The organism is Pseudarthrobacter polychromogenes, assembly GCF_014644495.1.
In the GTDB taxonomy this organism is placed as follows: Bacteria; Actinomycetota; Actinomycetes; order Actinomycetales; family Micrococcaceae; genus Arthrobacter; species Arthrobacter polychromogenes.
On the sequence record NZ_BMKU01000001.1, the window covers coordinates 169981 to 194095 of the forward strand.

The window sequence follows — 24115 nt, forward strand, 5'->3', positions numbered from 1 at the left end:
GGCCGACAACCGTGTACGAGGACGTACACGGCTGAACCGAGGAAGGTATTTCTGTGAGCCAGACGTCAGATTCTTGTCTTGATACGTGGATGGGCCGCGAGGCCCTCGCCGAGGCCATGATCCCGGTGATCGGCCGGCTGTACCGCGAAAACAACGTGGTCACCAGCATCCACGGCCGGAGTTTGATCAACAAGTCCACCATGAACATCCTCAAGGCGCACCGCTTTGCGCGCCGCATGAGCAAGGACGAACTGCTGCTGGAGGAGACCGCTCCGCTCCTGAACACCCTGGCCAACCTGGAGCTCGGCGCGGCAGCGATCGACATTGCACGGCTGAACCAGAAGTTCAAGGAAGAGGGCAACGGCGCCACCCTTGAAGAATTCCTCCGCGCGGAACTGGCCGACGTCGTCGGCAAGCGCGGCGGCGATGACCGCACCAGCACCGATGTGGTGCTTTACGGCTTCGGCCGGATCGGCCGGCTCCTGGCCCGCCTCCTGATCGAAAAGGCCGGCGGCGGCCACGGCCTCCGGCTTCGCGCCATCGTTGTGCGCAAGGGCTCGGACAACGATCTCTCCAAGCGGGCCAGCCTGCTGCGCCGCGACTCCGTGCACGGTTCCTTTGAAGGCACCATCCGGATTGACGAGGAAGCCAACACCATCACGGCCAACGGTGTCCAGGTGCAGGTCATTTACTCGGACAACCCGGCCACCATCGACTACACCGCCTACGGCATCAGCAACGCCCTGGTGGTGGACAACACCGGACGCTGGCGTGACGCGGAAGGCCTCTCCCAGCACCTGCAGAGCAAGGGCGTTGCGCGGGTGCTCCTGACTGCCCCCGGCAAGGGCGACCTGAAGAACATCGTGCACGGCATCAACCAGGGCACCATCGAGGATACGGACAAGATTGTGTCCGCAGCGTCCTGCACCACCAACGCCATCACGCCGGTGCTCAAGGCCATCAACGACAAATTCGGCGTGGTCCACGGGCACGTGGAGACCGTCCACTCCTTCACCAATGACCAGAACCTGATCGACAACTTCCACAAGGGCGACCGCCGCGGCCGGTCGGCGGCACTGAACATGGTGATCACGGAGACCGGCGCCGCCAAGGCCGTGGCCAAGGCCCTCCCCGAACTGCTTGGCAAGCTGACCGGCAGCTCCATCCGCGTCCCCACCCCGGACGTGTCCCTGGCCATCCTGAACCTGAGCCTGGAGAACGGGACCACCAAGGACGAGGTCAACAACTACCTGCGGGAGATGTCCCTGCACTCGGACCTGCGCAAGCAGATCGACTACATCGACTCACCCGAAGTGGTGTCCACCGACTTCGTCGGTTCCCGCCGCGCGGGCATCGTTGACGGCCTGGCCACGATCTCCAACGAGAAGAACCTGGTGCTCTACGTCTGGTACGACAACGAGTTCGGTTACAGCTGCCAGGTGGTCCGCGTCATGGAGGAGATGGCTGGCGTGAACCCGCCGTCGTTCCCGGCCAAGGAAACTGCAGCCGCCCTCGCGGCCATCGCCGTTTAGGTTTCCGGCCAGGGTCTCCTGATTTCCCGGCTGATGATGCTGGAATCAGCCGGGAAACGGGACCACACTGGTGGAATGGAAAATGATTCGACGCTCCAGCACGAAACAACCCTTGAGCACGCCCTCGACATCGCCAAAGCCAACCACAAGGAGGCTGTCCGGCTGCTTGAGGGCGCCCGCGCCGCCCACAAAACGGGCGACGTCGGAGAGGACCGGGTGCGCCAGCTCGAAGGGCTGCTGGCTATCGCCGAGGAAGACCTCCGAAGAGTGATGCGGGAGCAGTAACCCCGCCGGTGTAACCTTCCACTCTCCCTCCACACTGTGGATATCAGCGGGGGTGCCGGACGGGGTGTCCTAGGCTCGTCTGGTGCATGAGAGTACGGCAAGGCCAGGAACCCCATGACCGTGAGCTGGTCCTCCTATCGGCGGGCGAGACGGCGTTCACGCCAGGCGTGGGGAATCCTGGCGGCAGCTGCAATAGCGGCCATGGTGGCCCTGTCCTGGTTCTTCACCGCCGGACAGTTTGCCGCAGCGGAGCCTGCGGTTTCCGGCCCCACTGAAGCTCCTGTCTTTGAGCCCGCGTGGATGAAACCTGTTAAGGCTGTGCACCCGGTGCCCGCAGGTTCTGCCCTTGCCGCACTGGACGGGCTGGCCGTCAAGGGACGCGCCGCCGCGTCGGACTACAGCCGGGATGCCTTTGGCCAGGCCTGGCAGGACGTGGACCGGAACGGCTGCGATACCCGCAATGACATCCTGCGCCGCGACCTCACCGACGTAGTGCTGACGGACGGCTCCGGATGCCGGGTGGCAGCCGGTACGTTCCATGAGCCCTACACCGGGCAGTTCGTGGACTTCCGCCGCGGCTCAGACAGCAGCCGGGCGGTCCAGATAGACCATGTGGTTGCCCTCGGTGACGCCTGGCAGAAAGGCGCACAGTCGCTGACGGCGGGGGAGCGCCAGAACCTCGCCAACGATCCACTGAACCTCATTGCCGCAGATGGTCCTGCCAACCAGAAGAAGGGCGCCGGTGACGCCGCCACCTGGCTTCCCAAAAACACGTCGATCCGCTGCCACTATGTGGCCCGCCAGGTTTCAGTGAAGGCCGCCTACGGCCTGTGGGTCACAGAAGCGGAGAAGGACGCCATGAAGCGCGTCCTGGGTTCCTGCCCCGGCCAGCAGACGGTTGTGGCCCGCTGAGCCGGAACCCGGCTGTACCGCGTCCGACCTCCCCCGTTGCTGCCGCCGGGCACAGGCAATCAGGCGGCGCGCGCCGTCGGGCCTTGTTGTCCTGACGAGGTGCTTGAGCTACTCATTCGCCCCGACCGTGCACCGGCCTGGCGTTTGCTGGTGGTTCTCCGACCTCGTGGATGGCGTGGCCGCCGCATGCCGTCTTGGTCACGCTGGCTCGCTCGATGCCCGAGACGGCGAACCATCGCATCGCGTTGCGCAATCGGCACCACCCAACCAGGTACCACTGGCCGTTGGTGGAGGCGAACAGCACCGGCTCAACGTCGCGGGTGGTCGAGGTCCCGTCTCTCGATGTGTAACGAATGCGGATCACCCGCTGCTCGGCCATCGCCTCTTCCAGTGCCGACTTGATTGCGCGCGAAGAGGCGGGAAGCGCGTTGACCCAGACGCGGTGGGCCAGCTCGTCGGCCCGCGCCCGGGTTTTGGGATCGAGGACGTCCAGGATCTTTTGGACGCCTGCTGCTGCCAGATCGGCGTAGGGGGCATCGGGTGCAGCGGCCACGGCTGCCATGAGCGCCACGGCCTGCGCAGGGGACAGGCTGACAGGCGGCAGGGACCCGCCTGCAGCCAATCCGTAGCCACCGCCCGGACCAGGGCGGGACCATATAGGCGCGCCGCTGTTCTCCAACGCATCGAGGTCTCTCTTGATTGTGCGCACGGATACCTCAAACTCTTCCGCCAACCGTTCGGCGGAAACCCCCCTCGTGCCGCTGCGCCGCAACATCTCCGATAGCGCATGGAGCCTTTCGACTCGCTTCACAGTTCAAGCCCCGGCGAATTCATGACATAAATAGTGACATACCCTTGTCCGAAGTGCCTGCGAGGGTATTGACATGACAACTACTGCAAGCAGTCCGATCATTATTCTCATTGCCGGCCACTGGCTGGGCGCTTGGGCATGGGACGAAGTGCTTGAACACCTGACAACCGACCACTCCCGTGCAACCGCGATGACACTGCCCGGTCTCGACGTGGACGATCCCGAGCGTGCGGCGAGGACTCTCGACGATCAAGCCGCAGCGGTCCTGGACGTCATCACCCAACTCGGGGCCTCCGAGGATCAGCCCGCAACCCTCGTCGCTCACAGCGGGGCGAACGCGCCCGTCAGCCTCGTCCTTGACCGACACCCTGAGCTAGTCCAGCGAGTGGTGTGGGTGGACTCCGGCCCTGTGGTGACGGGAAGCGCCTTCGGCCCAGGCATCCCGGAGGGGTTGGAGGAGCTTCCGCTGCCGTCCCTCGACGTCCTCGCGCAGCAGGCGAGCCTCGAGGGCCTGAGCGCAGAGGTCCTCGAGCGTTTTCGGGCCCGGGCCGTCCCTGAGCCCGGCACCGTGCTTCGTCAGCCCGTCGTGCTCACGAACGATGCCCGCCGCAAGGTCCGGACCACACTCGTGTGCTGCTCGATCCCGAGCGCGCAGGTGCTGGAGTTGGCCCGCGCAGGCCATGCCATGTTTGCCGAAGTCGCGAACATCGAGCACCTTGACGTCATTGACCTCCCGACGGGGCATTGGCCTATGTGGAGCCGTCCCCGCGACCTGGCCAAGGCCATTCAGTCAGCGGCTTCCCGAACCAACTGAACTGCGCACTGCCGCCTGATTCCAGGGCTCGTGGCCCACGGTCAACACTATGGGTCGGGCGATACCGGGCAGGCCAGCCGATGCAAACGTGTCCGGTCATTACACCTAGTGGCCGAACGGGTCCGGATCCACGCCGGGCATCCACGTCAGGCCGGGAACACCCCAGCCGTTCTTCTTAGCCAGCTTCATGGCCTTGCGCTTGTAACGGTCCATGAGCCGGTTCACGTATAGCTTGCCGTCCAGGTGGTCATATTCGTGCTGGATCACGCGGGCAAACCAGCCCGTGGCCTCGAACTTGACCGGCTGGCCGAACCCGTCGAAACCTTCAACACGCGCCCATTCGGCGCGCTTGAGCGGGTATTGTCCGCTGGGAAAGGACAGGCACCCTTCTTCTTCCTCGTCAGGATCCGGAACAGCGCCGGAAATCTTTGACAGCGTCAGGACGGGGTTGACCACCACGCCGCTGGGAGGAGCGTCGTCGTCGTTGGCGTACTTGTACACGAAGATTCTTTTGCCAACCCCTACCTGGGGCGCCGCCAGGCCCACGCCGTTGGCGGCGTCATTCGTTTCGAACATGTCCGCTATCAGGGTGCGCAGTTCGTCGTCGAATACTTCCACCTCGGAAGCCCGGCGGTGCAGTACGGGTTCTCCCCAGATGGTGATTGGCAGAACGGTCATCTTCAGGTGGTCCTTCGGCGGTGTTTCGTGCAAAAAGAGAGTGTGCACAGCAGTCAAAAAAATAAGGAGGCCGCACCGGATATCCGGTGCGGCCTCCTTGGAGGACGGCTGCACATACCGTCCCGTGAGGGTGAGCTACGGGGGTTGAACCCGCGACCTCCTGGACCACAACCAGGCGCTCTGCCAACTGAGCTAAGCCCACCATGTACCTGCAGATTTACCGGCGGACCGGCCCTCTGGAAAGGCAACTCATATAGCTTACCTGCTCTTCAGGGGTGCTTTGTCCACTTTTGCCCTTTTCACGGAAAAAACCCCGAAAGGTGGCGCAGATTACGTTTCAGGCTGCCCGTCTCCGGCCGCCGTGATGCGCTTGGCGATCCGCTGCGCTGTGGCGCTGTCCGGTCCCGGGGAGGGCACGAACACAGCCTCGCGGTAGTAGCGGAGCTCGTCAATGGAGTCCTTGATGTCCCCCAGGGCGCGGTGCCCGCCCTTCTTCGCCGGCGACTGGAAGTAGGCTCGGGCGAACCAGCGGCGCGAAAGCTCCTTGATGGTGCTGACGTCAATCACCCTGTAGTGCAGGTGCTCCACTACTGCGGGCATGTCGCGGGACAGGAACACCCGGTCGGTCCCCACGGAGTTGCCGCCCAGCGGTGCCTTGCGGGGGTCCGGGACCCATTTGGAGATGTATTCCATGACGGCGGCCTCGGCCTCGGCCATTGTCTTGCCGTGGGGGAGTTCCTTAAGGAGCCCGGACTTCGTGTGCATGTCCCGGACAAAGTCGTTCATCTGGGCCAGCGCGGCGTCATCGGGTTTGATGACCACATCGACGCCGTCGCCAAGGATGTTCAGTTCCGAATCGGTAACCAGGGCCGCCACCTCGATCAGGGCATCGTTCTTGATGTCCAGACCGGTCATTTCACAGTCGATCCAGACGATTCGTTCGTTAGATATAGGCACCGGACCAGCCTACCGTTTCACCTCCCGGCCACCGGCCGGTGCTAGGATTTCGGAGACGCGGCGGGTCGTGCCGCTCCCGTGGTGACGCGCCCCGGCCGGTTCCATCCCGCCAGGCGGAACCGCAAACGAGAAAGATTGGACGTTCCTGAGATGACGGCGCCTGTGCCTGCGACGAGGGAGACGGCGGCCGCCGCTACTGCCGCAGCGGGCGGTGCGGAAGTGGATAATCCCCGTTCGCCGCTCCTTGCCGGATTCGTGGGCTCCATGTTCATGCTGATCGGATCCCTGGGCGTGGGCTGGCTGGCTCCGGTTTCGGAACTCCGCCGGATGCCGTTGTTCATCTGGATGCGTGCTGAAGCTGCCGGCGTGGCCCTTTCCATCATCCTGCTGGCCGTCGGCGGCATGCTCCTGGTGCGCGCCTGGCTCAGGCTCGGGCAGAGGGTGCGTGTGTGGGGCGTCGAGGCACGCAAAGCCACCCTGATGGCTGTCGTGGCATGGGGGTTGCCCATGATGTTTAGCGTGCCCCTCTTCAGCCGGGACGTCTACGCCTACATCGGGCAGGGCCGGCTGATGGTGGAGGGCTTCAACCCGTACGAGAACGGCATCTCGGCACTGTCCAACTACTTCCAGCTGGGCGCGGACAAGATGTGGACCGAAGCCCCCGTTCCTTACGGCCAGCTCTTTTTGTGGATCGAGCAGTTCGTCGTCTGGTCCACCAACGTCCAGCCCGAGGCCAGCGTGATGCTGTTCCGCCTGGTGGCGCTTGCAGGAGTTGTGCTGTGCGTTATCTACGTTCCCAAGCTCGCTGAGCTCCACGGCGTCAACCCGCACCGTGCCCTGTGGCTGACTGCCGCCAACCCGCTGTTCCTGACGAACTTCATCGCCAGCGTCCACAACGACGCCCTGATGATCGGACTGGCACTGGCCGGACTCTATTACTCCGCCACCCACAGGGTTGTCCGCGGCGTTGTCCTGGTGACCCTCTCCATCGCCATAAAGCCCATCACCATCGTGTTCCTGCCGTTCATTGGGCTTCTGTGGGCGGGCAAGGACGCGGGCTGGGTCCGGAAGTTCACGTTCTGGGGCCTGACGGCAGCGCTAAGCCTGGGCATCCTGGCCGCGATGAGCCTGGTCAACGGTTTCGGCTTCGGCTGGATCAATGGACTCTCAGCCCCGGGGAGCATCTCCATCTGGTACGCGCCTGTGGGGCTGATCGGCATGGTGGTCGCCTCGCTGGCCAACTCGTTCGGACTCGACGGTGCCACCCTGGCAGGTTTTGTGTCCGACGCCGGGAAGCTGCTTGCCGTGGGTGTCATCGCCTGGCAGATCTTCCGCGGGGACCATGACCGGCTGATCCGCCGCCTCACCCTTGCCTTTGCCGCCGTGGTCCTGCTGGCTCCCATGATCCAGTCCTGGTACGTCGTCTGGCTGATACCGCTCTTCGCCGTTACCGGCATCAGGAACGACTGGCAGGTCAAAGCGCTCTACTTTGTTGTCTCCTTCTTCATGATCTATGCCATTTCGGACCAGCTGGAAGTCTTCCCCTACCTGCAGACCGAGGACCTGGGATTTGCGCTCGCCCTGGCACGCGTGGCCGCGGCCGTGACCGGCCTGCTCTTCGGCCTGTACCTGATTTTCTGGGATCCGCGCACCCGCCGGCTGTTCCGCAAGACCCACGGGAACGTCGTCGAACGCCCCGTTATATAGCCGGCGCCAGGTGGCGGACCGCCTCCCTTCGGCTCAGGGGACTCATGGCTGCGGCGTGTCCAGCCACAAAGGCGGCCACCCACCCAGGGTCCGTTTTGCCGTACTCGCGCAGTGCCCAGCCTATGGCCTTCCGGATGAAGAACTCCTGGTCCGCCAGGTTCGCTTCCACAACGCGCGCCAGCAGCACGGGATCAGTTGCGGCCTTCGCCTTGAGCTACGACAGGATGGCGGCCCGCCGGATCCAGAAGTCCGGATCGGTGCTCCAGCGGAGCAGCACGCCCGTCATCTCCGCCCGGTTGGCCTGGAGAAGCCCGCACAGCCGTCCAGCCGTGCCGTCCACAAAATCCCACCAGGCGCCACTGCGGATGAATTCCTCGTAGACCGGCAGCATGCCCATGTCCCCGGCAGCCAGTCGGTTGGCAGTCAGGTCGATTGCTGCATACCGTTCCTCCCGCGCAGTTGCGCCGCGCCACAGCTCCAGGGCAGTGGCACGGAGCTGGCCCGGCGACTCGAAGGGGGCCCCGGCGGCCGCAGTTGACGCGATTCGGCGCACCTCGGGCACGCGCACTCCGAGGCAGGGCATCGTGGACTTCATGTAGGCCCTCGCACCGGCTCCCCTCACGGGATCGGACCGTTCCTGCAGCGCCATGCGGATGGCAGAGAGCACCCGGACATTCACCGCGTCCCTATGGTTCATGGTGCAACTGTAGCCAGCACGGGGGAGCGGCAGAGCAAGTGCGGCGTTGCTGCTGGAGGAGATCTGCGCAGGTGCGCTAGGCTGGTTAGCGCTAACAAGAACGTCCCTGCCCTGAGGATTTCCATGCCATCCACGGAACACAGTATTGCCAGCGGCCCCTACACTGCGCTCGTCACAACCCGCGGGGGCGCGCTGCGGGAGTTGCGGCACCGGGGACGGGATCTCGTGGTGGGTTTTGGTCCGGAGGGGCGGATCCCCGACTACCGCGGAGTCATCTGCGTGCCGTGGCCCAACCGGCTGGCGGACGGCAGGTACACCTACGCCGGCAAGGACTTCGAAGCTGTGATCAACGAGCCCGAGCGCGGCTCCGCACTGCACGGGCTCGCCACCGGGCAGGACTGGGAGCTGCGGCAGGCAGCCGCGGACTCGGTGGTGCTGGCCTGCAGGATCGGCGCCGGCCGGCACTACCCGTCCGACCTGGAGGTCTCCGTGACCTATTCGCTGGGTCCTGGCGGGCTGCGCAGCACGGTGAGCACGGTGAATGTTGGACAGGCCACCGCCCCCTACGGAGTGTGCCCCCATCCGTACCTGGTGGCAGGGCAAGGGAAACTGGATGACTGGACCCTGGAACTGCCGGCACACGAATTCCTGGAGGTGACGCCGGACAGGCTCCGCCCAACAGGCATGAAGAGCGTGGAACGGCACGAATTCGACTTCCGCAGCCCCCGCCGGCTTGGTTCCCTGAAGATCGACCACGCCTTCACCGGGATCTCCCGGGACAAACAGGGGGTGGCCCGCGTCCGGGTACAGGACCCGGCGGGAACGGGCGTGGAACTGGAATGGGGTGCCGAGTGGCCATGGGTGCAAATCCACACCGCCGACAAACCCGTGGGTCCGGACCGCCTGGGACTGGCCGTCGAGCCCATGACCTGCCCGCCGGACGCCTTCAACTCAGGCACTGACCTGCTCCACCTCACGCCCGGGGAGTCGCACGCGGCGTCCTGGACCATCCGGGCACTCGGCTAGTCCCGGCCGCCTGCCGCGGAAGGCGGGGAGGCCCAGCCCGCTCGTTCCAGCCAGGCGGCGCACAGCCGCGTCCACTGGTCCGGCCCCGGTTCCTCCGCCGCGAGGCCAAGGCCATGGCGCCCGCGGGGAAAAACGTGCAGTTCAGCAGGAACGCCGGCCCGCATGAGTGCCCCCGCGTAGTCCAGGCTGTGGCTGGCCGGGACGGCCGCGTCATCCGCAGTGTGCCAGACGAACGCCGGAGGGGTTGCTGCCGTCACGTTCCGTTCTGCGGAGAGTTCATCAAGAAGGTCCGACGACGGCGCGCTGCCAAGGAGGTTGTCCACCGACCCCTGGTGCACGGACTGCGTATAGGACACTACGGGGTAGCACAGCACGGCCAGGTCCGGGACAGCTTCCGGCACGTCCAGGCGGGCGCTTCCGGTTGACGTGGATGTGGACAGCGTGGCGGCAAGGTGCCCGCCGGCGGAAAAGCCGAGGACGCCCACCCGGTCCGGATCCACTGCGAGGCCGTGGGATCCGTTGCGGATATGCAGCATGGCCTCCTTGGCGTCCTCCAGGGGTGCCGGGTGCCGGTCAGGTGCCACGCGGTACCTCAGCACGAACGCGTGGATACCCAGGGCGGCGAGCCACTCGCCCACAGGCTCGGCTTCGTGGTCGGCCTGGCGGGCATAGCCGCCGCCGGGCAGGATCAGGATGGCCGGACTGGTCCCTCCCGCACCCCGGCTACCGGCCGGGTGATGGGCTGGGATGCTCGTCAGTGCGGACTTCATTCCTAGGCCACCGCCTCGGTGCTGCGCCGAAGCGTAACTTCACCTGTGACGGTCGGCTGTTCTTCGTCCTCGTCTGCATCGTTGCCGCCGGAAAGGCGGGCCGTAGCCCGGGTTGCAAGCCGGCCGATTTCCTCCAGCGGCAGCCGCACGGTGGAGAGTGCCGGGCGGAAGTCCCGCAGAGTTTCGATGTCGTCGAAGCCGGCGATGGTGGCGTCCCTGGGTATCCGAAGCCCTTCAGCGCGCAGTGCCGCCGAGGCGCCGATGGCCATGACGTCATTAACGGCGAAGATGCACAGCTTGGGGGCCGCGGCTTCCCCGCCCCCGGACGCGCCGGCCTTGATCCTGGCCGCCAGCTGGAGGCCGGCTTCATAGCCGCCCGCGCGGTTGAAGGCCGTGCGCAGGATCTCGGCGGGTGCGCGGCCTGCCCGGGCCAGGCCTTCCTGGAAGCCACGGATCCGGTCGTCGGACGTGAGGAGGCCTTCCGGGCCGCCGATAATGACGAAATCTCCGTCCCGGCCGGCAGCGAGTTCACCTGCCAGGGCCCCCGCGAGCTCCTGGTTGGGCACAGCCACTACGTGATAGCCCTCGGCGGCGGTGGCACCGACCACAGCGTGGCCCACGACGGCTACCCTGCCGCCGTTGCGGCAGTACCGGTCAAGCTCCGCCGCGAGTTCAGTGTTGTCGTCCTGGTCCTCTGTCCGGCACGAGCGGGATCCCGCAATGACGATCGAGTCGGCACGCCGGGCAGCGAAGGCTGCAACGGCTTCGCGCTCCTCGCCGGGGGCCCCGCCGGTGGTGGCCAGGAGCACCATCTTGCGCTGCTCCCGGGCGGCAGCCTGGACGCCCCTGGCTATGGCTGCGAAATAGGGGTCGGCGATGTCGTGGACGATCAGGCCGATGAGGCCCGAGCTGGATTTCGCGAGCCCCTGGGCCTGGGCATTGGGAATGTACCCCAGGGATTCGGCCGCCTGGCGCACCCGGTCCGCGATGTCCTTGCCCGGCTTGCGTGCCGAGCCGTTCAACACCCGGGACGCGGTGGCGGGGGAGACCCCGGCCAGCCGGGCCACCTCGGTAAGGGTACTTGCAGCCACAGGATCTCCTGGATAACGGGGGCCAATAAGGGGTCACAACATTATGGCAGTTTGAAGTTCTTCCGGAAAGCGCTTGCCAACTGTTACCCCCTCGTGCATCATTGTCGTAGTGGGAATGCGCTTTCCCAGACCAGCTTGAGTACAACTGCTCACTCACCGTGGAGGACACATGGGCTTCGAAACAAAAACCATCCGCATCGCCATGAACGGCATCACCGGACGGATGGGCTACCGCCAGCACCTGCTGCGGTCCATCCTTCCCATCCGCGATGCAGGCGGATTCACCCTGGAAGACGGCACCCGCGTCCAGGTTGAACCCATCCTCGTGGGCCGGAACGAAGCCAAGATCCGCGAACTCGCCGAAAAGCATAAGGTCGCTGAATGGACCACGGACCTGGAATCGGTCATCAACGATCCCACCGTGGATGTCATCTTCGACGCCTCCATGACCAGCCTCCGCGCAGCCACCCTGAAGAAGGCAATGCTCGCCGGAAAGCACATCTTCACCGAGAAGCCCACGGCGGAAACCCTTGAAGAGGCCATCGAACTTGCCCGCATCGGCAAGGAAGCCGGTGTCACGGCCGGCGTCGTGCACGACAAGCTGTACCTGCCCGGCCTGGTCAAGCTGCGCCGCCTGGTGGACGAAGGCTTCTTCGGCCGCATCCTTTCCATCCGCGGGGAGTTCGGCTACTGGGTCTTCGAAGGCGACATCCAGGCCGCGCAGCGCCCCTCCTGGAACTACCGCAAGGAAGACGGCGGTGGAATGACCACTGACATGTTCTGCCACTGGAATTACGTCCTTGAGGGCATCATCGGCAAGGTCAAGAGCGTCAACGCCAAGACCGCCACCCACATCCCGGCGCGCTGGGACGAGGCAGGCAAGGAATACAAGGCCACGGCGGATGACGCCTCCTACGGCATCTTCGAGCTCGAGACCCCGGGCGGCGACGAAGTCATCGGCCAGATCAACTCGTCCTGGGCAGTGCGCGTCTACCGCGATGAACTGGTGGAGTTCCAGGTTGACGGTACCCACGGCTCCGCCGTCGCAGGCCTGAACAAGTGCGTCGCCCAGCAGCGCGCCCACACCCCCAAGCCGGTCTGGAACCCGGACCTGCCCGTCACCGAGTCCTTCCGCGACCAGTGGCAGGAAGTCCCGGCCAATGCCGAGCTGGACAACGGCTTCAAGCTGCAGTGGGAAGAATTCCTCCGCGACGTCGTCGCCGGCCGCGAGCACCGCTTCGGGCTGCTTTCCGCCGCCCGCGGCGTCCAGCTTGCCGAGCTCGGCCTGAAGTCCAACGATGAACGCCGCACCCTCGACATCCCGGAGATCACCCTCTAATGACCTCGCTCATCCTTCCCTCCCACGACGGCGGCACCCGCGAATACCGGCTGCAGGGCGGCACCTCCTGGGCCCGCCCCACCGCCCCGCTGACTGCCCGGCGTGCCTACGCTGCCGCGCACGTCATCCCGGAAGTCCTCGCTGACAACACCCCCGGCGCCCCAGCCCGGCTCGACTGGGACGCAACCATGGCCTACCGCCATGAGCTGTGGTCCTACGGGCTCGGCGTGGCAGATGCCATGGACACCGCCCAGCGGGGCATGGGCCTTGACTGGGCAGCCACCCAGCAGCTCATCAAGCGGACAGGCGTCGAGGCAGCCTCGGTGGTCTCAGCCGGAAACGCGGCGACAGCCGGGAAGTCGGTCCGGGACCTGGTCTCCTGCGGCGCCGGCACGGACCAGCTGGACATCGACTCCCTGCCGGCCGGCGAAGCCGGCATCAAGGCCGTGCTTGAGGCCTACCGCGAACAGATCGCCGTGATCACCGAAGCCGGCCCCAAGGTCATCCTGATGGCCTCGCGTGCCCTGGCCAAGGTTGCCAACGGCCCTGACGACTACCTGAAGGTCTACTCCACCCTGCTGCAGGAAGTGGACCAGCCGGTGATCCTCCACTGGCTTGGCACCATGTTTGATCCCGCCCTGGCCGGCTACTGGGGTTCGGACGATGTCGCAACCGCCACCGGGACATTCCTGGGCCTCATCAAGGACCATGCGGACAAGGTGGACGGCGTCAAGGTCTCCCTGCTGGATGCCGGCCATGAGGTTGCCCTCCGCGCGGCCCTCCCCGACGGCGTCCGCCTCTACACCGGCGACGACTTCAACTACCCCGAACTGATCGACGGCGACGGCACCCACCACTCGGACGCCCTCCTGGGCATCTTCGCAGCCATCTACCCGGCCGCCTCGGTTGCACTGCAGAACTACGACGCCGGCAACGCCGCCAAGGCACGCGAAATCCTGGACTCCACGCGGGAACTGGGCAAGCACATCTTCAGTGCCCCCACGTTCTACTACAAGACCGGTATCGCGTTTATGTCCTGGCTCAACGGCAGGCAGCCCGGCTTCCAGATGGTGGGCGGCCTGCACTCCGGCCGGTCCGTGTGCCACCTTGCCCGGACCTTCGAACTGGCGGACCGGGCCGGCCTGCTGAGGGACCCCGCACTGGCTGCGTTCCGGATATCCGACTACCTGCGGATCAACGGGGTGGGCGTGTGACCAGCACTTCAGATTTCGCGCGCCTCTCCATCAACAGCGCCACCACCAAGAAGTGGACCCTCGCCCAGGTGGTAGACGGCTGCGTCAACGCCGGGATCCCCGCCATCGGTCCCTGGCGCGACCGCGTGGAGGAAGCCGGCCTGGACAAGGCGGCCCGCCTGATCAAGGACGCCGGCCTTCGCGTTTCCTCCCTGTGCCGGGGCGGATTCCTCACCGCGCCGGACGCGGAGGGGCAGGCCGCGGCACTCGCGGACAACCGGGCGGCCATCCTGGAAGCCGTCGCGCTGGACACCCGGGAGCTGTTCCTGGTGGTCGGCGGGCTGGCTCCGGGGGAGAAGGACGTGGTGGCTGCACGCCGTCGGGTCGCGGACCGCCTGGCAGACCTGGTCCCCTTCGCAGAGGAGAACGGGGTCCGCCTGGTCCTGGAGCCGCTGCACCCGATGTACGCCGCGGACCGTGCCCTGATCTCCACCCTGGGACAGGCGCTGGACCTTGCGGCACCGTTCGACGCCTCCACGGTGGGCGTCGCCGTCGACACTTTCCATGTCTGGTGGGATCCCGAACTCAAGGCGCAGATTGCACGCGCCGGCCGGGAGGACCGCATCGCTTCCTACCAGGTGTGCGACTTCAACATGCCCATCGCTGCCGATCCGCTGCTGTCCCGCGGATACATGGGCGACGGCGTGGTGGACTTCGCCACCATAGGCACCTGGGTGCGCGACGCCGGGTACACCGGTGACATCGAAGTGGAAATCTTTAGTCAGGAGATCTGGGACACGGACGGCAACACAGTCCTGTCCACAGTGAAGGACCGCTACGCGGAGCTTGTCCTCCCGTACGCCTGACACGCTCTGGATCTCCTGTCCAGACCGCGGGCTCCTGCTAACGTCACGGCAGGAGCCTGCGCCCCACCAAAAAGACCCGGACCGCGTGCGCGGTCCGGGTCTTTTCCATGCGCCGGGTGCTAGGCGTGCATCGAGGCGAACCGGCGGTAGCGGGCCAGCACACCGCCGTCGTCCTTGCCTGCGGGGAGGTCGACGGCGTCAAGCGCCCACTGCGGGAAGTGTCCGGTGAGTGCCCCGGCGGCCTGGCGGGCGGCGCCGTCGGCCACATATTCGCCGAGGCGCGGTACGCTGATGCCGACTCCCAGCAGCTGTGCCGCCGCCTGCTGAACGGCCGTGGACTGGGCGCCGCCGCCCACCAGTATGACCCGCCGGGCCTCCACCCCCTGGTCCTGGAGGGCTGCCAACCCGTCCGCCAGGGAACACACAACGCCTTCGACGGCGGCACGCGCCAGGTTGGCAGGCGTGTAGTTCGCGCGGGTAATGCCGTGCAGCGAGCCGGTGGCATCCGGCAGGTTGGGGGTGCGCTCGCCGTCGAAATAAGGCACAAGGGTCAGGCCGCCGGCGCCGCTTTCGGCTGACAGCGCCAGCTCGTTGAACTCCCCAATGCTCACGTCCAGTAGTGCAGCCGTGGCATCAAAAACACGGCTGGCGTTCAGCGTGCACACCAAGGGGAGGTAGTGCCCTGCGGCGTCGGCGAAGCCAGCCACCAGCCCGGACGGATCAGCAGCAGGAGTGCCGGACACGGCAAAGACCGTGCCGGAAGTGCCCAGCGACATCACTACATCGCCCACGCCGGCGCCCACACCCAGTGCCGCTGCCGCGTTATCCCCGGCACCCGCGGCCACGAGGACGCCTGAGGAAGCCTTGCCCGCCACGTCCAGGGGACCCAGGACGTCGGGAAGGTGCGGAACATGCCCCAGCGACGACTTCAGGACCTCCGGAAGGTACGCGCCCGCCGCGGTCGAGTAATAACCCGTCCCGGATGCGTCCGAACGGTCCGTTGCCAGGGCGTCAAGGTTTCCGGGGCCGCTGCCGGGGCCGTGGCCCAGAAGCCGCCAGGTCAGCCAGTCGTGCGGCAGGCACACGGCCGCTGTCTTCGCCGCATTGTCCGGCTCGTTTGCAGCCAGCCAGTGCAGCTTGGTCAGCGTCAGCGACGCTACCGGGACGGTGCCCGTGGCGCTGGCCCAGTAGCGGGCGCCGGCGGCAGCGTCGCCGTCGCCCGCGGTGGCAATCAGTTCCTTCGCCGCACCGGCGCTCCGCGTGTCGTTCCACAGCAGCGCAGGCCTGACCACTTCACCTTCGCTGTCCAGGCAGACCATGCCGTGCTGCTGGCCCCCAACGGACACTGCAGCCACGTCCTCCAGCCCACCGGCCGCTGCCACTGCCTCCTGAAGGGCAGCCCACCAATGGTCGGGGTGGACTTCGGAGCCCTCAGGGTGGCTGGCCCGGCCCTGGCGGACCAGTGCTCCGGTGTCCGCATCACGGATCACCACTTTGCAGGACTGGGTGGAGCTGTCGATGCCTGCTACGAGTGCCATATCTTTAGCGTGCGTTGAGGAGGTGTTCGATGGCGAGCTGGTTGAGGCGGACGAATGCGAAGGAGCGTTCGGCGGCTTTGTCGGCGTTGAAGTCTTCGAAGGCGGTGGCGTCGGCGAGCAGGTCGGCGGTGGTTTCGCCGGCGGCGAGGGTGGGCTCGCCGAGCTCGAAGACGCCGGAGGCGGTGAGGGCTTCCTGGACCTGCGGGTCGGCGCGGAAGGCGAGGGCGCGTTCCTTGAGCAGGAGGTACATGGACATGTTGGACTTCGCGGATTCCCAGACGCCGTCGTAGCCGTCGGTGCGGGAGGGCTTGTAGTCGAAATGGCGGGGGCCGTCGTAGCGGGGTCCGCCGCCGGGGAAGCCGTTCTCGAGCAGGTCAACGGTGAAGAAGGCGCTGGTGAGGTCGCCGTGGCCGAACACGAGGTCCTGGTCGTACTTGATGCCGCGCTGGCCGTTGAGGTCGATATGGAAGAGCTTGCCGGCCCACAGTGCCTGGGCGATGCCGTGCGTGAAGTTCAGTCCGGCCATCTGCTCGTGCCCGGTTTCGGGGTTCAGGCCCACGATGTCGCCGTGTTCGAGCTGTGCGATGAACGCCAGGCCATGCCCGACGGTGGGGAGGAAGATATCGCCGCGGGGTTCGTTGGGCTTGGGTTCGAGGGCGATGCGCAGTTTGTAGCCCTTGTCCTTGATGTAGGCGGCGGCGGTGTCCACGCCTTCCTTCATCCGGTCCAGGGCTGCCGAAAGATCCTTGGACCCGTCGTATTCGCTGCCCTCACGCCCGCCCCACATCACGAAGGTTTCGGCGCCGAACTCGGCAGCGGAGTCGATGTTGCGCAGCACCTTGGACAGGGCAAAGCGGCGGATGGAGCGGTCGTTGGAGGTGAAGCCGCCGTCCTTGAACACCGGGTGGCTGAAAAGGTTGGTGGTCACCATCGGGACCTTCAGGCCGGTCTCGGCCAGGGCTGCCTTGAAGTTCTTCAGGATCAGTTCCCGCTCCGAAACCGTGGCATCGAAGGGCACCAGGTCATTGTCGTGGAAGGTGATGCCGTAGGCGCCGAGTTCCGCCAGCCGGTGCACGGCCTCCACGGGATCCAGGTCCGCGCGGGTGGCAACACCGAACGGATCGGCACCGGTCCAGCCAACGGTCCAGAGGCCAAAGGTGAACTTGTCAGCGGGAGTCGGGGAGAGAGTCATGATGCATCCTTGCAGTCAGTTTGCCGCCGGTTGGGCAAGTTAGTTTATCGCTTGAACTATATAAGCGTGACTACGCTAGGGTCAATAGGGGCCGAAGGAAACGGTCCCGGATCGAACCCAAGGAGAGCGGCCATGGCGAGCACCGCACCTGCTACTGCACCGTCCGATGCCGGGGCGCCGGGCAACATGGCGGACGTGCGGCGGAACAACCTCGCCCTGGTCCTTGGCAGGGTGGTGCAGTCACCCGCCGGATTCCACCTGACCCGGGCCCAGCTGGCTGCGGCCACAGGGCTGACAAAAGCATCCGTTTCGAGCATCGTCCTGGATCTCCTGGACGCCGGCATCCTCCGCGAAGTCGGCCTGAGCAGGCAGGGGGAGCGGGGCCGGCCGGGGGTGGGGCTGGAGCTGAATCCGTCACGGGGCGTCATGGGTATGGAGATCAACGTTGATTACATTGCCGCGGGCGTGACGAGCCTCTCCGGGGAGCTCGTGGTGAAAGAGGTCCGGGAAAGGGACAACCGGGACAGTGCAAGCGGCGCCGTGATGTCGGCCCTCGCCGAGCTGGCCTCGGGGGTGCGGCTGGCGGCGTCTGCCCTGGGTGTCGACGTCCTGGGGGGAGGACTTGCCGTTCCCGGCCTTGTTGAGCCCGGCAGTTCGACTGTCACCGTGGCCCCCAACCTGGGCTGGGTGGACACGAAGCTGGATGTGGCCCGGTTGCTTCCCAGCGTGCCACTGGGGGTTTCCCTCTTCAACGAGGCCAATGCCGCCGCCCTCGCAGAGCTGGCCCACAGCCCGCACGGGCGGGATTTCCTGTACATCTCGGGCGAAGTGGGCGTTGGCGGCGGGCTGGTCCTGAATTCGGAGCTTTTCACTGGCCCTGAAGGCAATGCCGGGGAGGTGGGGCACATCGTGGTGGACCCCGAAGGCGCACCCTGTTCCTGCGGCGGGACGGGCTGCCTGGAGACTGTCGCGGGCCAGGACGCGATTTTTTCTGCTGCCGGAATCACCGTCAAGGGCCGGACCAGGACCGAAAGCATGGCGGACCTGCTGGGCGCCCTGGCCGCCGGCAGTCCCGCCGCGCTGACGGCCGTGCAGCAGGCGGGGAGGGCGCTGGGGGTTGCCGTGGCATCGGCGTCCCGGGTGGCCAATGTCCGCGCCGTGGTGCTCGGAGGGCACTTCGCCGTCCTTGACCAGTGGCTGCACGGCCCGCTCCTGGAAAGCCTGGCGAAGTACGCGCCCGGTGCGCTTTCCCCCGAACACGTCATGACATCCACGGTGGGGGATGCCGGGGCACTGCTGGGGGCGGCGGGCAGCGTGGTCCGGGCGCTGGTGGAGGCACCGCATCGGCTGCAGGCCTGAAGCGCACCCCGCTGACCTTACGCTTGGCGCTGCTTTGCCGCCGATGCTCCGGGGAGCAGAAGTGATGGGGCAGTGGTGACAAAGAGAAACACCCCGGTTCCGTGAACCGGGGTGTTTCTGGTTGGTGCCCCAGGAGGGAATCGAACCCCCGACCGGCGGATTAGAAGGCCGCTGCTCTATCCCCTGAGCTACTGAGGCATTGCCTTCCGGAGCTGATCTCCGGCGCCTCAAAAAGTTTACATTGCCCGGAGCGCCGGCACCGTCACCAGCGCCCCGCCCACCCACTTTTCCTCCACGGGCAGGTACTGGGCCCGGTTGTCCACATAGGCACGCCACGCCCTCGATCCCGAGGAGGGCGACGGCGATGCTGGTTCTGCCGGGTAAAGGCACCACCATTGAAGACAGGACGTAGAGATGAGCGACACCATAACGATCCGGGGCTTCGTTGCCACCGAGATCAAGAGCTCCACAACACCAGGGGGAGTGGCCACCGCTTCTTTCCGGATTGGGTCCACCTCGCGGCGGCGTGACAGGGAAACAGGCACCTGGTCGGATGGGCACACAAACTGGTTCCTGGTCCAGGGCTATCGCCACCTGGCGGGAAGCATCGGCTGCAGCATCAGGAAGGGGCAGCCCGTCATAGTCGTCGGCAAGCTGAAGATCCGCAGTTGGGAAAGGGACGGGCGGGTGTACTACTCGCACACCATTGATGCCGACGCTGTGGGCCACGACCTCACGTGGGGCACGGCCAACTTCATCCGTTCCTCTGCAAAGCCGATCCTTTCGCTCGTGGACCAGGAGCCTCCCCTCGCCGAGGGCGAACACCGTGCCGCAGACGGACCGTTCGAAGAACCTGAAGACAGCGACGAAGACCCGGACGGCGGCGCGGATCCGGCTGTTGCCTTCATCGAGGACACAAATGGCGAAATGGTCCCCTTGGACCTGGAAACGGGGGAACTCGCCGGATCCGGAGTGTAGGAAAGCTGTTGCTGTCGTTTCCATGGCTGCCTTTGCGGGCAGGCCACGGCACCCCCGGCCGTGTCCTGCCCGTCGAGGTCTTTCCCGTCTGGGTTGCGGCGGAGATTCACCAGCCCGTGGCAGAATGACTGCATGCGGCTTACCCTCGACTCCCGGCAGATTGTCATGGCGGGAAACCCGCAGGTTGCCCGCGCCGGCTCAAGGAAACCTGCCCGGTTGTCACCGCAGCGCCCCATACGCCGCCTGCTGGCTGCTCTGTCCGTCGCCGCTCTGGCGGGATCCCTCGCAGGCTGCGTCGGCGGGACGCCGTCTGTCAACGAACCCGGTTCAGCAGCGCCTGGAGTTACGGAGCCAGGAGTAGCAGAGCCAGGAATGGCACCGTCACAGGCTGCCGGCTCAGCGGCCGCAGATCAGACAGGCGCCGGCACTCCCGGGACGCAGGACGCCGGACCCCTGGCGGATACCTCCGGGGCCGCCTCGAACGCCTCCGCTGAAGCCGCTGCCACGGAAACTGTCCGGCAGACCGTCACTGACGCGCTCGGCAGACTTGCGGCGGGAACACCCAAACCCGCCACTGCCCAGGTGAGCGATGCACTGACGGGAGCGGGCATTGCGCCGGGGGCCCTTGAAGTGTCGCAGAGCCGGACACCTACAGGCCTGGAAGCAGATGCCATCGAGGCGGCAGTGCTCCAAGGGCGCGACTGCGTGATCGGCCAGGTCCGCGACGGTGCCGTGGCAGTGACCGTCCTGCCTGTCCTGGCCAGCGGCAAGTGCTTTGTAGGCACCTGAGCCTGTCGCGCGGAATGTGAGATATGCCTGCCAACCCACTAGATTTGGAACCATGGCGGAATTTATCTACACAATGACCAAGGCCCGCAAAGCCGTTGGCGAAAAACTTATTCTTGACGACGTAAGCATGTCCTTCTTCCCTGGCGCCAAGATCGGCGTCGTGGGCCCGAACGGTGCCGGTAAGTCCACCATCCTCAAGATCATGGCTGGACTGGACACCCCCTCCAACGGTGAGGCCCGGCTGAGCCCCGGCTACACCGTGGGCATCCTGCTGCAGGAGCCCCCGCTCAACGAAGAAAAAACCGTCCTGGGCAACGTCCAGGAAGGCGTGGGCGAGATCTACGGTAAGATCCAGCGCTTCAACGAAATCTCCGAGGAAATGGCCAGCCCCGACGCTGACTATGACACCCTCCTCGAGGAAATGGGACAGCTGCAGGAAGCCATCGACGCCGCGGAGGCCTGGGACCTGGACTCCCAGCTGGAGCAGGCCATGGATGCCCTCCGCTGCCCGCCGGCGGATGCCGACGTCACCAACCTCTCCGGTGGTGAGCGCCGCCGTGTTGCCCTCTGCAAACTGCTGCTGCAGAAGCCTGACCTGCTGCTGCTGGACGAGCCCACCAACCACCTCGACGCAGAGAGCGTGCTGTGGCTGGAGCAGCACCTGTCCTCTTACGCGGGTGCCGTCCTGGCCGTCACCCACGACCGGTACTTCCTGGACCACGTGGCGGAATGGATCGCCGAAGTGGACCGAGGCCACCTGTACCCCTACGAGGGCAACTACTCCACCTACCTGGAGAAGAAGCGTGCCCGCCTGGAAATCCAGGGCAAGAAGGACGCCAAGCAGGCCAAGCGCCTCAGCGAGGAACTGGAATGGGTCCGCTCCAACGCCAAGGGCCGCCAGACCAAGTCCAAGGCCCGCCTTGCCCGCTATGAGGAGATGGCCGCAGAAGCGGACCGCACCCGCAAGCTGGACTTCGAAGAGATCCAGATCCCGCCGGGACCCCGCCTGGGCGGCCTGGTGCTGGAAGCCAAGAACCTCCAGAAGGGTTTCGAGGACCGCACCCTGATCGACGGACTGTCCTTCAGCCTTCCCCGCAACGGCATCGTGGGCGTCATCGGCCCCAACGGCGTCGGCAAGACCACGCTCTTCAAGACCATCGTGGGGCTTGAGCCGCTCGACGGCGGAGACCTCAAGATCGGCGACTCGGTCAAGATCTCCTACGCGGACCAGAGCCGCGGGGGCATCGACCCCAACAAGTCCCTGTGGGAGGTCGTCTCCGACGGACTCGACTTCATCCAGGTGGGCCAGGTCGAAATGCCGTCCCGCGCCTATGTTGCCGCTTTCGGCTTCAAGGGCCCGGACCAGCAGAAGAAGGCAGGCGTGCTCTCCGGTGGTGAGCGCAACCGCCTGAACCTGGCGCTGACCCTCAAGCAGGGCGGCAACCTGCTGCTCCTCGATGAGCCCACCAACGACCTCGACGTCGAAACCCTCAGCAGCCTGGAGAATGCCCTGCTCGAGTTCCCCGGCTGTGCCGTGGTGGTTTCGCACGACCGCTGGTTCCTGGACCGGGTGGCCACGCACATCCTGGCCTACGAAGGCGACGAGGAGAACCCCTCCAAGTGGTACTGGTTCGAAGGCAACTTCGAATCCTACGAGGAGAACAAGGTGGAGCGCCTCGGCCCGGATGCCGCCAAGCCGCACCGCGTCACGCACCGCCGCCTCACCCGCGACTGACCCGCGGCGGTATAACAAGGGGCACTGCTCCATCAACAGCGCAGGCAGAGACAGTACGGAACAGGCCGGCACCCACGTTGGGTGCCGGCCTGTTCCGTGTTCTACGCCGGGCGCGGGATTTCCGGTCAGTCCCGGCCGGCTTTGCGGATCTGGTGCTCCATCACCTTGGACTGGAAGGCGCCCACCACCTTGTTCTTCAGGTCCGTGGGCACCCGGACCATACCCTCCTGCGCAACGGATGCCACGTGCTGCCCCGCCTGGTTGAAGATCTTCCCCGTCGCCAGCCCGCGGGCGCCCTGCGCGCTGGGTGATTCCTGGACATACAGGAGCCACTCGTCCACGCGGGCGGGGCGGTGCCACCACATTGCGTGGTCGAGGCTGGCCACGTTCATTCCGGGGGTGATCCAGCTCAGGCCGTGGCGGCGCAGGATGGACTCAAGGAGGGTGTAGTCGCTGGCGTACGCCAGGGCCGCCCGGTGCAGGTTGGGGTTGTCCGGCATCGGCCCGAAAGTCTTCATCCAGACCGCATTGCGGGCTTCCCGCTGGCCCTTCGCGGAGACGTACAGCGGCGGATCCACGTGCCTGATGTCGAAAGGACGCTCATAGGCCCAGTGCCGCGCCACCGGGTGGTCGAATTTTCCCAGCAGGTCAGCGGTACTGGGCAGCGACTCCGGGTCCGGAATGCCGCTGGGCATCGTGGACTGGTGCTCAATCCCCTCATCCTCCCCCTGGAAGGAGGCGATCATCGACAGGATGGGCGTGCCTTCCTGGTAGGCATGGACCCGGCGTGCCGAAAAGGACCGGCCGTCGCGGAGTCGCTGGACGCCGAAGGTGATGGGCTTGTTGGCGTCGCCCGGCCGAAGGAAGTAGCCGTGCATCGAGTGAACAAAACGGTCAGGGGCCACAGTCCTGATGGATGCAACGAGCGACTGGGCCAGGACCTGGCCGCCGAACACCCGGTGGTGGGGCTGCTGCTGTGAAGGTCCCAGGAAGATGTCCTCGTCCGTCCGCGCCCCCTCCAGCTCACCGAGGTCAAGGAGGGAGATGAGCGATGAGGTGGGATCTTCGCTGGGGAGCGCCAGCAGTCCGGCGTCGGCTTCAGTCATGGTTCGACTCTAGACGGCGCCCCGGCACTGCTCAACAAAGCCCCAGCCGGTAGTGTTCTTGGTGTGTCTGATCTCCTCACCTCGTCCTTCCGTTTTGCCGACTCCCAGGATCTTGCCGATCTGAAGACCTTCGCCACGCGGGCAAAAGCCATTGACGACGGCGCCATCCGGCTTCAGGCGGCAGGTTCCGTCCTTGCCGCGTATGTGTGCGTGCTTCGGCCGAGGCTCCTGGGCGAATCGACTCCCACGATCCTCGGGCTACGCACCATGGCCCTGGCAGAACCCTCGGCGACGGATGTGACCGTGGCATTGTCCGCGGTCCTGGACCGCTTGGCCCGCGCCGGCCAGGACGACGTCGAACTTCCCGTTCCGCCGTCCACCGTCACCGAGTCCTGGACAGGTGTGAGCGCCCCGCGGAGCGGGTGGGAGCTGATCGGCTCCCGCTCCGATGCCGAATTAAGGGAAGCCGCCGAGGCAGGCATTGCGGAGGTGGCCGGAATCGTGCCGGACAGGCCCGGTGCCCTGATCGTCAACAACGCCCGCGCCGCGGTGTGGGGCCGGGAACTCGATGCCTCGGGGCTGCCCGCCGGCGCCGCCTTCGCCGCCCTGGCCCTGGGGTTCCTTGCCGATGGCGACCAGAAGCTCTACCGGGCCGGCCGCTGGTTCCGCCTCACGGGCACCCGCGGCCACGTCCTGGCGCGGACCGGAAGCGGACTCCTCTGACCGGCGGTTACGGCGCC

22 protein-coding genes, 2 tRNA genes and 1 pseudogene are annotated in these 24115 nt (G+C 66.1%); 14 read left to right on the forward strand and 11 right to left on the reverse strand.

Annotation, left to right across the window (positions count from 1 at the left end; all coding sequences use genetic code 11):
* The first annotated feature begins 53 nt into the window (after positions 1 to 53).
* The 3 genes from IEX43_RS00930 (at position 54) to IEX43_RS00940 (ending at position 2729) form a co-directional block, all read left to right on the forward strand.
* Entirely contained in the window at positions 54 to 1532 is a 1479-nt protein-coding gene (locus tag IEX43_RS00930; protein WP_188729271.1) for a glyceraldehyde-3-phosphate dehydrogenase, read from the forward strand.
* A gap of 75 nt (positions 1533 to 1607) precedes the next feature.
* Positions 1608 to 1817 (forward strand): hypothetical protein, encoded by a 210-nt coding sequence (locus tag IEX43_RS00935; protein ID WP_104186106.1) that lies wholly within the window; start codon positions 1608 to 1610, stop codon positions 1815 to 1817.
* Between the two features lie 114 nt (positions 1818 to 1931).
* Complete coding sequence (locus IEX43_RS00940) at positions 1932 to 2729, forward strand: HNH endonuclease family protein (RefSeq protein WP_188808680.1); 798 nt, start codon at positions 1932 to 1934, stop codon at positions 2727 to 2729.
* A 112-nt stretch (positions 2730 to 2841) separates the two neighbouring features.
* Here the strand turns inward: IEX43_RS00940 and IEX43_RS00945 are convergent, their stop codons facing one another.
* Entirely contained in the window at positions 2842 to 3540 is a 699-nt protein-coding gene (locus tag IEX43_RS00945) for a helix-turn-helix transcriptional regulator (RefSeq protein ID WP_188808681.1), read from the reverse strand.
* Positions 3541 to 3613: 73 nt separating this feature from the next.
* On the opposite strand from IEX43_RS00945, the gene IEX43_RS00950 reads away from it, so the two are divergent.
* Positions 3614 to 4354 (forward strand): alpha/beta fold hydrolase, encoded by a 741-nt coding sequence (locus IEX43_RS00950; protein WP_188808682.1) that lies wholly within the window; start codon positions 3614 to 3616, stop codon positions 4352 to 4354.
* A gap of 105 nt (positions 4355 to 4459) precedes the next feature.
* On the opposite strand, the gene def is transcribed toward IEX43_RS00950, so the two are convergent.
* From def to orn, 3 genes are all read right to left on the reverse strand, one after another.
* Entirely contained in the window at positions 4460 to 5032 is a 573-nt protein-coding gene (gene def, locus IEX43_RS00955) for a peptide deformylase (RefSeq protein ID WP_188729278.1), read from the reverse strand.
* A gap of 129 nt (positions 5033 to 5161) precedes the next feature.
* A tRNA-His gene (locus IEX43_RS00960) sits at positions 5162 to 5234 on the reverse strand.
* Positions 5235 to 5362: 128 nt separating this feature from the next.
* Positions 5363 to 5989: an oligoribonuclease gene (gene orn, locus IEX43_RS00965; RefSeq protein WP_188729280.1), complete on the reverse strand. Its 627-nt coding sequence runs from the start codon at positions 5987 to 5989 to the stop codon at positions 5363 to 5365.
* A 150-nt stretch (positions 5990 to 6139) separates the two neighbouring features.
* On the opposite strand from orn, the gene mptB reads away from it, so the two are divergent.
* On the forward strand, positions 6140 to 7696 hold the full coding sequence (gene mptB / locus IEX43_RS00970; RefSeq protein ID WP_188808683.1) for a polyprenol phosphomannose-dependent alpha 1,6 mannosyltransferase MptB: 1557 nt from the start codon (positions 6140 to 6142) through the stop codon (positions 7694 to 7696).
* On the opposite strand, the pseudogene IEX43_RS00975 reads toward mptB, so the two are convergent.
* A pseudogene (locus tag IEX43_RS00975) lies at positions 7689 to 8393 on the reverse strand (DNA alkylation repair protein). The gene mptB and the pseudogene IEX43_RS00975 overlap by 8 nt on opposite strands.
* Positions 8394 to 8516: 123 nt before the next feature.
* Between IEX43_RS00975 and IEX43_RS00980 the strand changes: the two are divergent.
* Positions 8517 to 9419 (forward strand): aldose 1-epimerase family protein, encoded by a 903-nt coding sequence (locus IEX43_RS00980; protein ID WP_188808684.1) that lies wholly within the window; start codon positions 8517 to 8519, stop codon positions 9417 to 9419.
* Here the strand turns inward: IEX43_RS00980 and IEX43_RS00985 are convergent.
* Positions 9416 to 10189 (reverse strand): alpha/beta hydrolase, encoded by a 774-nt coding sequence (locus IEX43_RS00985; RefSeq protein ID WP_188808685.1) that lies wholly within the window; start codon positions 10187 to 10189, stop codon positions 9416 to 9418. The genes IEX43_RS00980 and IEX43_RS00985 overlap by 4 nt on opposite strands.
* Positions 10190 to 10191: 2 nt before the next feature.
* Positions 10192 to 11280 carry a LacI family DNA-binding transcriptional regulator gene (locus IEX43_RS00990; protein WP_188808686.1) on the reverse strand — a complete coding sequence of 363 codons (1089 nt, stop codon included), beginning with the start codon at positions 11278 to 11280 and terminating at the stop codon, positions 10192 to 10194.
* A gap of 169 nt (positions 11281 to 11449) precedes the next feature.
* On the opposite strand from IEX43_RS00990, the gene IEX43_RS00995 reads away from it, so the two are divergent.
* The 3 genes from IEX43_RS00995 to IEX43_RS01005 are packed head-to-tail and all read left to right on the forward strand — an operon-like array spanning position 11450 to position 14678.
* Positions 11450 to 12619 (forward strand): Gfo/Idh/MocA family protein, encoded by a 1170-nt coding sequence (locus IEX43_RS00995; RefSeq protein WP_188808687.1) that lies wholly within the window; start codon positions 11450 to 11452, stop codon positions 12617 to 12619.
* Positions 12619 to 13833: a dihydrodipicolinate synthase family protein gene (locus IEX43_RS01000; RefSeq protein WP_188808688.1), complete on the forward strand. Its 1215-nt coding sequence runs from the start codon at positions 12619 to 12621 to the stop codon at positions 13831 to 13833. The genes IEX43_RS00995 and IEX43_RS01000 overlap by 1 nt, the downstream gene beginning before the upstream one ends.
* Positions 13830 to 14678 carry a sugar phosphate isomerase/epimerase family protein gene (locus IEX43_RS01005; protein WP_188808689.1) on the forward strand — a complete coding sequence of 283 codons (849 nt, stop codon included), beginning with the start codon at positions 13830 to 13832 and terminating at the stop codon, positions 14676 to 14678. Before IEX43_RS01000 ends, IEX43_RS01005 begins: the two co-directional genes overlap by 4 nt.
* A 119-nt stretch (positions 14679 to 14797) precedes the next feature.
* Here IEX43_RS01005 and xylB read toward each other — a convergent pair whose 3' ends face one another.
* Positions 14798 to 16216, reverse strand: a complete 1419-nt coding sequence (gene xylB / locus IEX43_RS01010) for a xylulokinase (protein WP_188808690.1) — start codon at positions 16214 to 16216, stop codon at positions 14798 to 14800.
* Between the two features lie 4 nt (positions 16217 to 16220).
* Positions 16221 to 17408: a xylose isomerase gene (xylA, locus tag IEX43_RS01015; protein ID WP_188808691.1), complete on the reverse strand. Its 1188-nt coding sequence runs from the start codon at positions 17406 to 17408 to the stop codon at positions 16221 to 16223.
* 132 nt (positions 17409 to 17540) lie between these two features.
* Here xylA and IEX43_RS01020 point away from each other — a divergent pair, with 132 nt between their 5' ends.
* A complete protein-coding gene (locus IEX43_RS01020; protein WP_188808692.1) occupies positions 17541 to 18767 on the forward strand; it encodes an ROK family protein in 1227 nt (408 codons plus the stop codon).
* A 122-nt stretch (positions 18768 to 18889) separates the two neighbouring features.
* Here IEX43_RS01020 and IEX43_RS01025 read toward each other — a convergent pair.
* Positions 18890 to 18965 (reverse strand) — tRNA-Arg (locus tag IEX43_RS01025).
* Between the two features lie 216 nt (positions 18966 to 19181).
* Between IEX43_RS01025 and IEX43_RS01030 the strand changes: the two genes are divergently transcribed.
* The 3 genes from IEX43_RS01030 (at position 19182) to ettA (ending at position 22269) form a co-directional block, all read left to right on the forward strand.
* On the forward strand, positions 19182 to 19745 hold the full coding sequence (locus tag IEX43_RS01030) for a single-stranded DNA-binding protein (RefSeq protein WP_188808693.1): 564 nt from the start codon (positions 19182 to 19184) through the stop codon (positions 19743 to 19745).
* 132 nt (positions 19746 to 19877) lie between these two features.
* Positions 19878 to 20534, forward strand: a complete 657-nt coding sequence (locus IEX43_RS01035; RefSeq protein ID WP_229666248.1) for a DUF6993 domain-containing protein — start codon at positions 19878 to 19880, stop codon at positions 20532 to 20534.
* Between the two features lie 52 nt (positions 20535 to 20586).
* Positions 20587 to 22269 carry an energy-dependent translational throttle protein EttA gene (ettA, locus tag IEX43_RS01040; RefSeq protein ID WP_188808694.1) on the forward strand — a complete coding sequence of 561 codons (1683 nt, stop codon included), beginning with the start codon at positions 20587 to 20589 and terminating at the stop codon, positions 22267 to 22269.
* 125 nt (positions 22270 to 22394) lie between these two features.
* Here ettA and IEX43_RS01045 read toward each other — a convergent pair whose 3' ends face one another.
* The gene (locus tag IEX43_RS01045) at positions 22395 to 23375 is read right to left on the reverse strand and encodes an acyl-CoA thioesterase (RefSeq protein WP_188808695.1); all 981 of its coding nucleotides are present in this window, start codon (positions 23373 to 23375) and stop codon (positions 22395 to 22397) included.
* Positions 23376 to 23438: 63 nt separating this feature from the next.
* Here IEX43_RS01045 and IEX43_RS01050 point away from each other — a divergent pair, with 63 nt between their 5' ends.
* Positions 23439 to 24098, forward strand: coding sequence for a hypothetical protein (locus IEX43_RS01050; protein ID WP_188808696.1), 660 nt, complete (start codon positions 23439 to 23441; stop codon positions 24096 to 24098).
* Positions 24099 to 24115 lie beyond the last annotated feature (17 nt).

Bases quoted from the DNA above. Each gene is read 5' to 3' on its own strand.
- IEX43_RS01030 (WP_188808693.1), top strand. From the start codon at position 19,182: ATGAGCGACACCATAACGATCCGGGGCTTCGTTGCCACCGAGATCAAG.
- IEX43_RS00935 (WP_104186106.1), top strand. From the start codon at position 1,608: ATGGAAAATGATTCGACGCTCCAGCACGAAACAACCCTTGAGCACGCC.
- IEX43_RS00985 (WP_188808685.1), bottom strand. From the start codon at position 10,189: ATGAAGTCCGCACTGACGAGCATCCCAGCCCATCACCCGGCCGGTAGC.
- xylB (WP_188808690.1), bottom strand. From the start codon at position 16,216: ATGGCACTCGTAGCAGGCATCGACAGCTCCACCCAGTCCTGCAAAGTG.
- IEX43_RS00980 (WP_188808684.1), top strand. From the start codon at position 8,517: ATGCCATCCACGGAACACAGTATTGCCAGCGGCCCCTACACTGCGCTC.
- xylA (WP_188808691.1), bottom strand. From the start codon at position 17,408: ATGACTCTCTCCCCGACTCCCGCTGACAAGTTCACCTTTGGCCTCTGG.
- def (WP_188729278.1), bottom strand. From the start codon at position 5,032: ATGACCGTTCTGCCAATCACCATCTGGGGAGAACCCGTACTGCACCGC.
- ettA (WP_188808694.1), top strand. From the start codon at position 20,587: ATGGCGGAATTTATCTACACAATGACCAAGGCCCGCAAAGCCGTTGGC.
- IEX43_RS01045 (WP_188808695.1), bottom strand. From the start codon at position 23,375: ATGACTGAAGCCGACGCCGGACTGCTGGCGCTCCCCAGCGAAGATCCC.
- IEX43_RS00995 (WP_188808687.1), top strand. From the start codon at position 11,450: ATGGGCTTCGAAACAAAAACCATCCGCATCGCCATGAACGGCATCACC.
- IEX43_RS00940 (WP_188808680.1), top strand. From the start codon at position 1,932: ATGACCGTGAGCTGGTCCTCCTATCGGCGGGCGAGACGGCGTTCACGC.
- IEX43_RS01035 (WP_229666248.1), top strand. From the start codon at position 19,878: ATGCGGCTTACCCTCGACTCCCGGCAGATTGTCATGGCGGGAAACCCG.
- mptB (WP_188808683.1), top strand. From the start codon at position 6,140: ATGACGGCGCCTGTGCCTGCGACGAGGGAGACGGCGGCCGCCGCTACT.
- IEX43_RS00950 (WP_188808682.1), top strand. From the start codon at position 3,614: ATGACAACTACTGCAAGCAGTCCGATCATTATTCTCATTGCCGGCCAC.
- IEX43_RS01000 (WP_188808688.1), top strand. From the start codon at position 12,619: ATGACCTCGCTCATCCTTCCCTCCCACGACGGCGGCACCCGCGAATAC.
- IEX43_RS01020 (WP_188808692.1), top strand. From the start codon at position 17,541: ATGGCGAGCACCGCACCTGCTACTGCACCGTCCGATGCCGGGGCGCCG.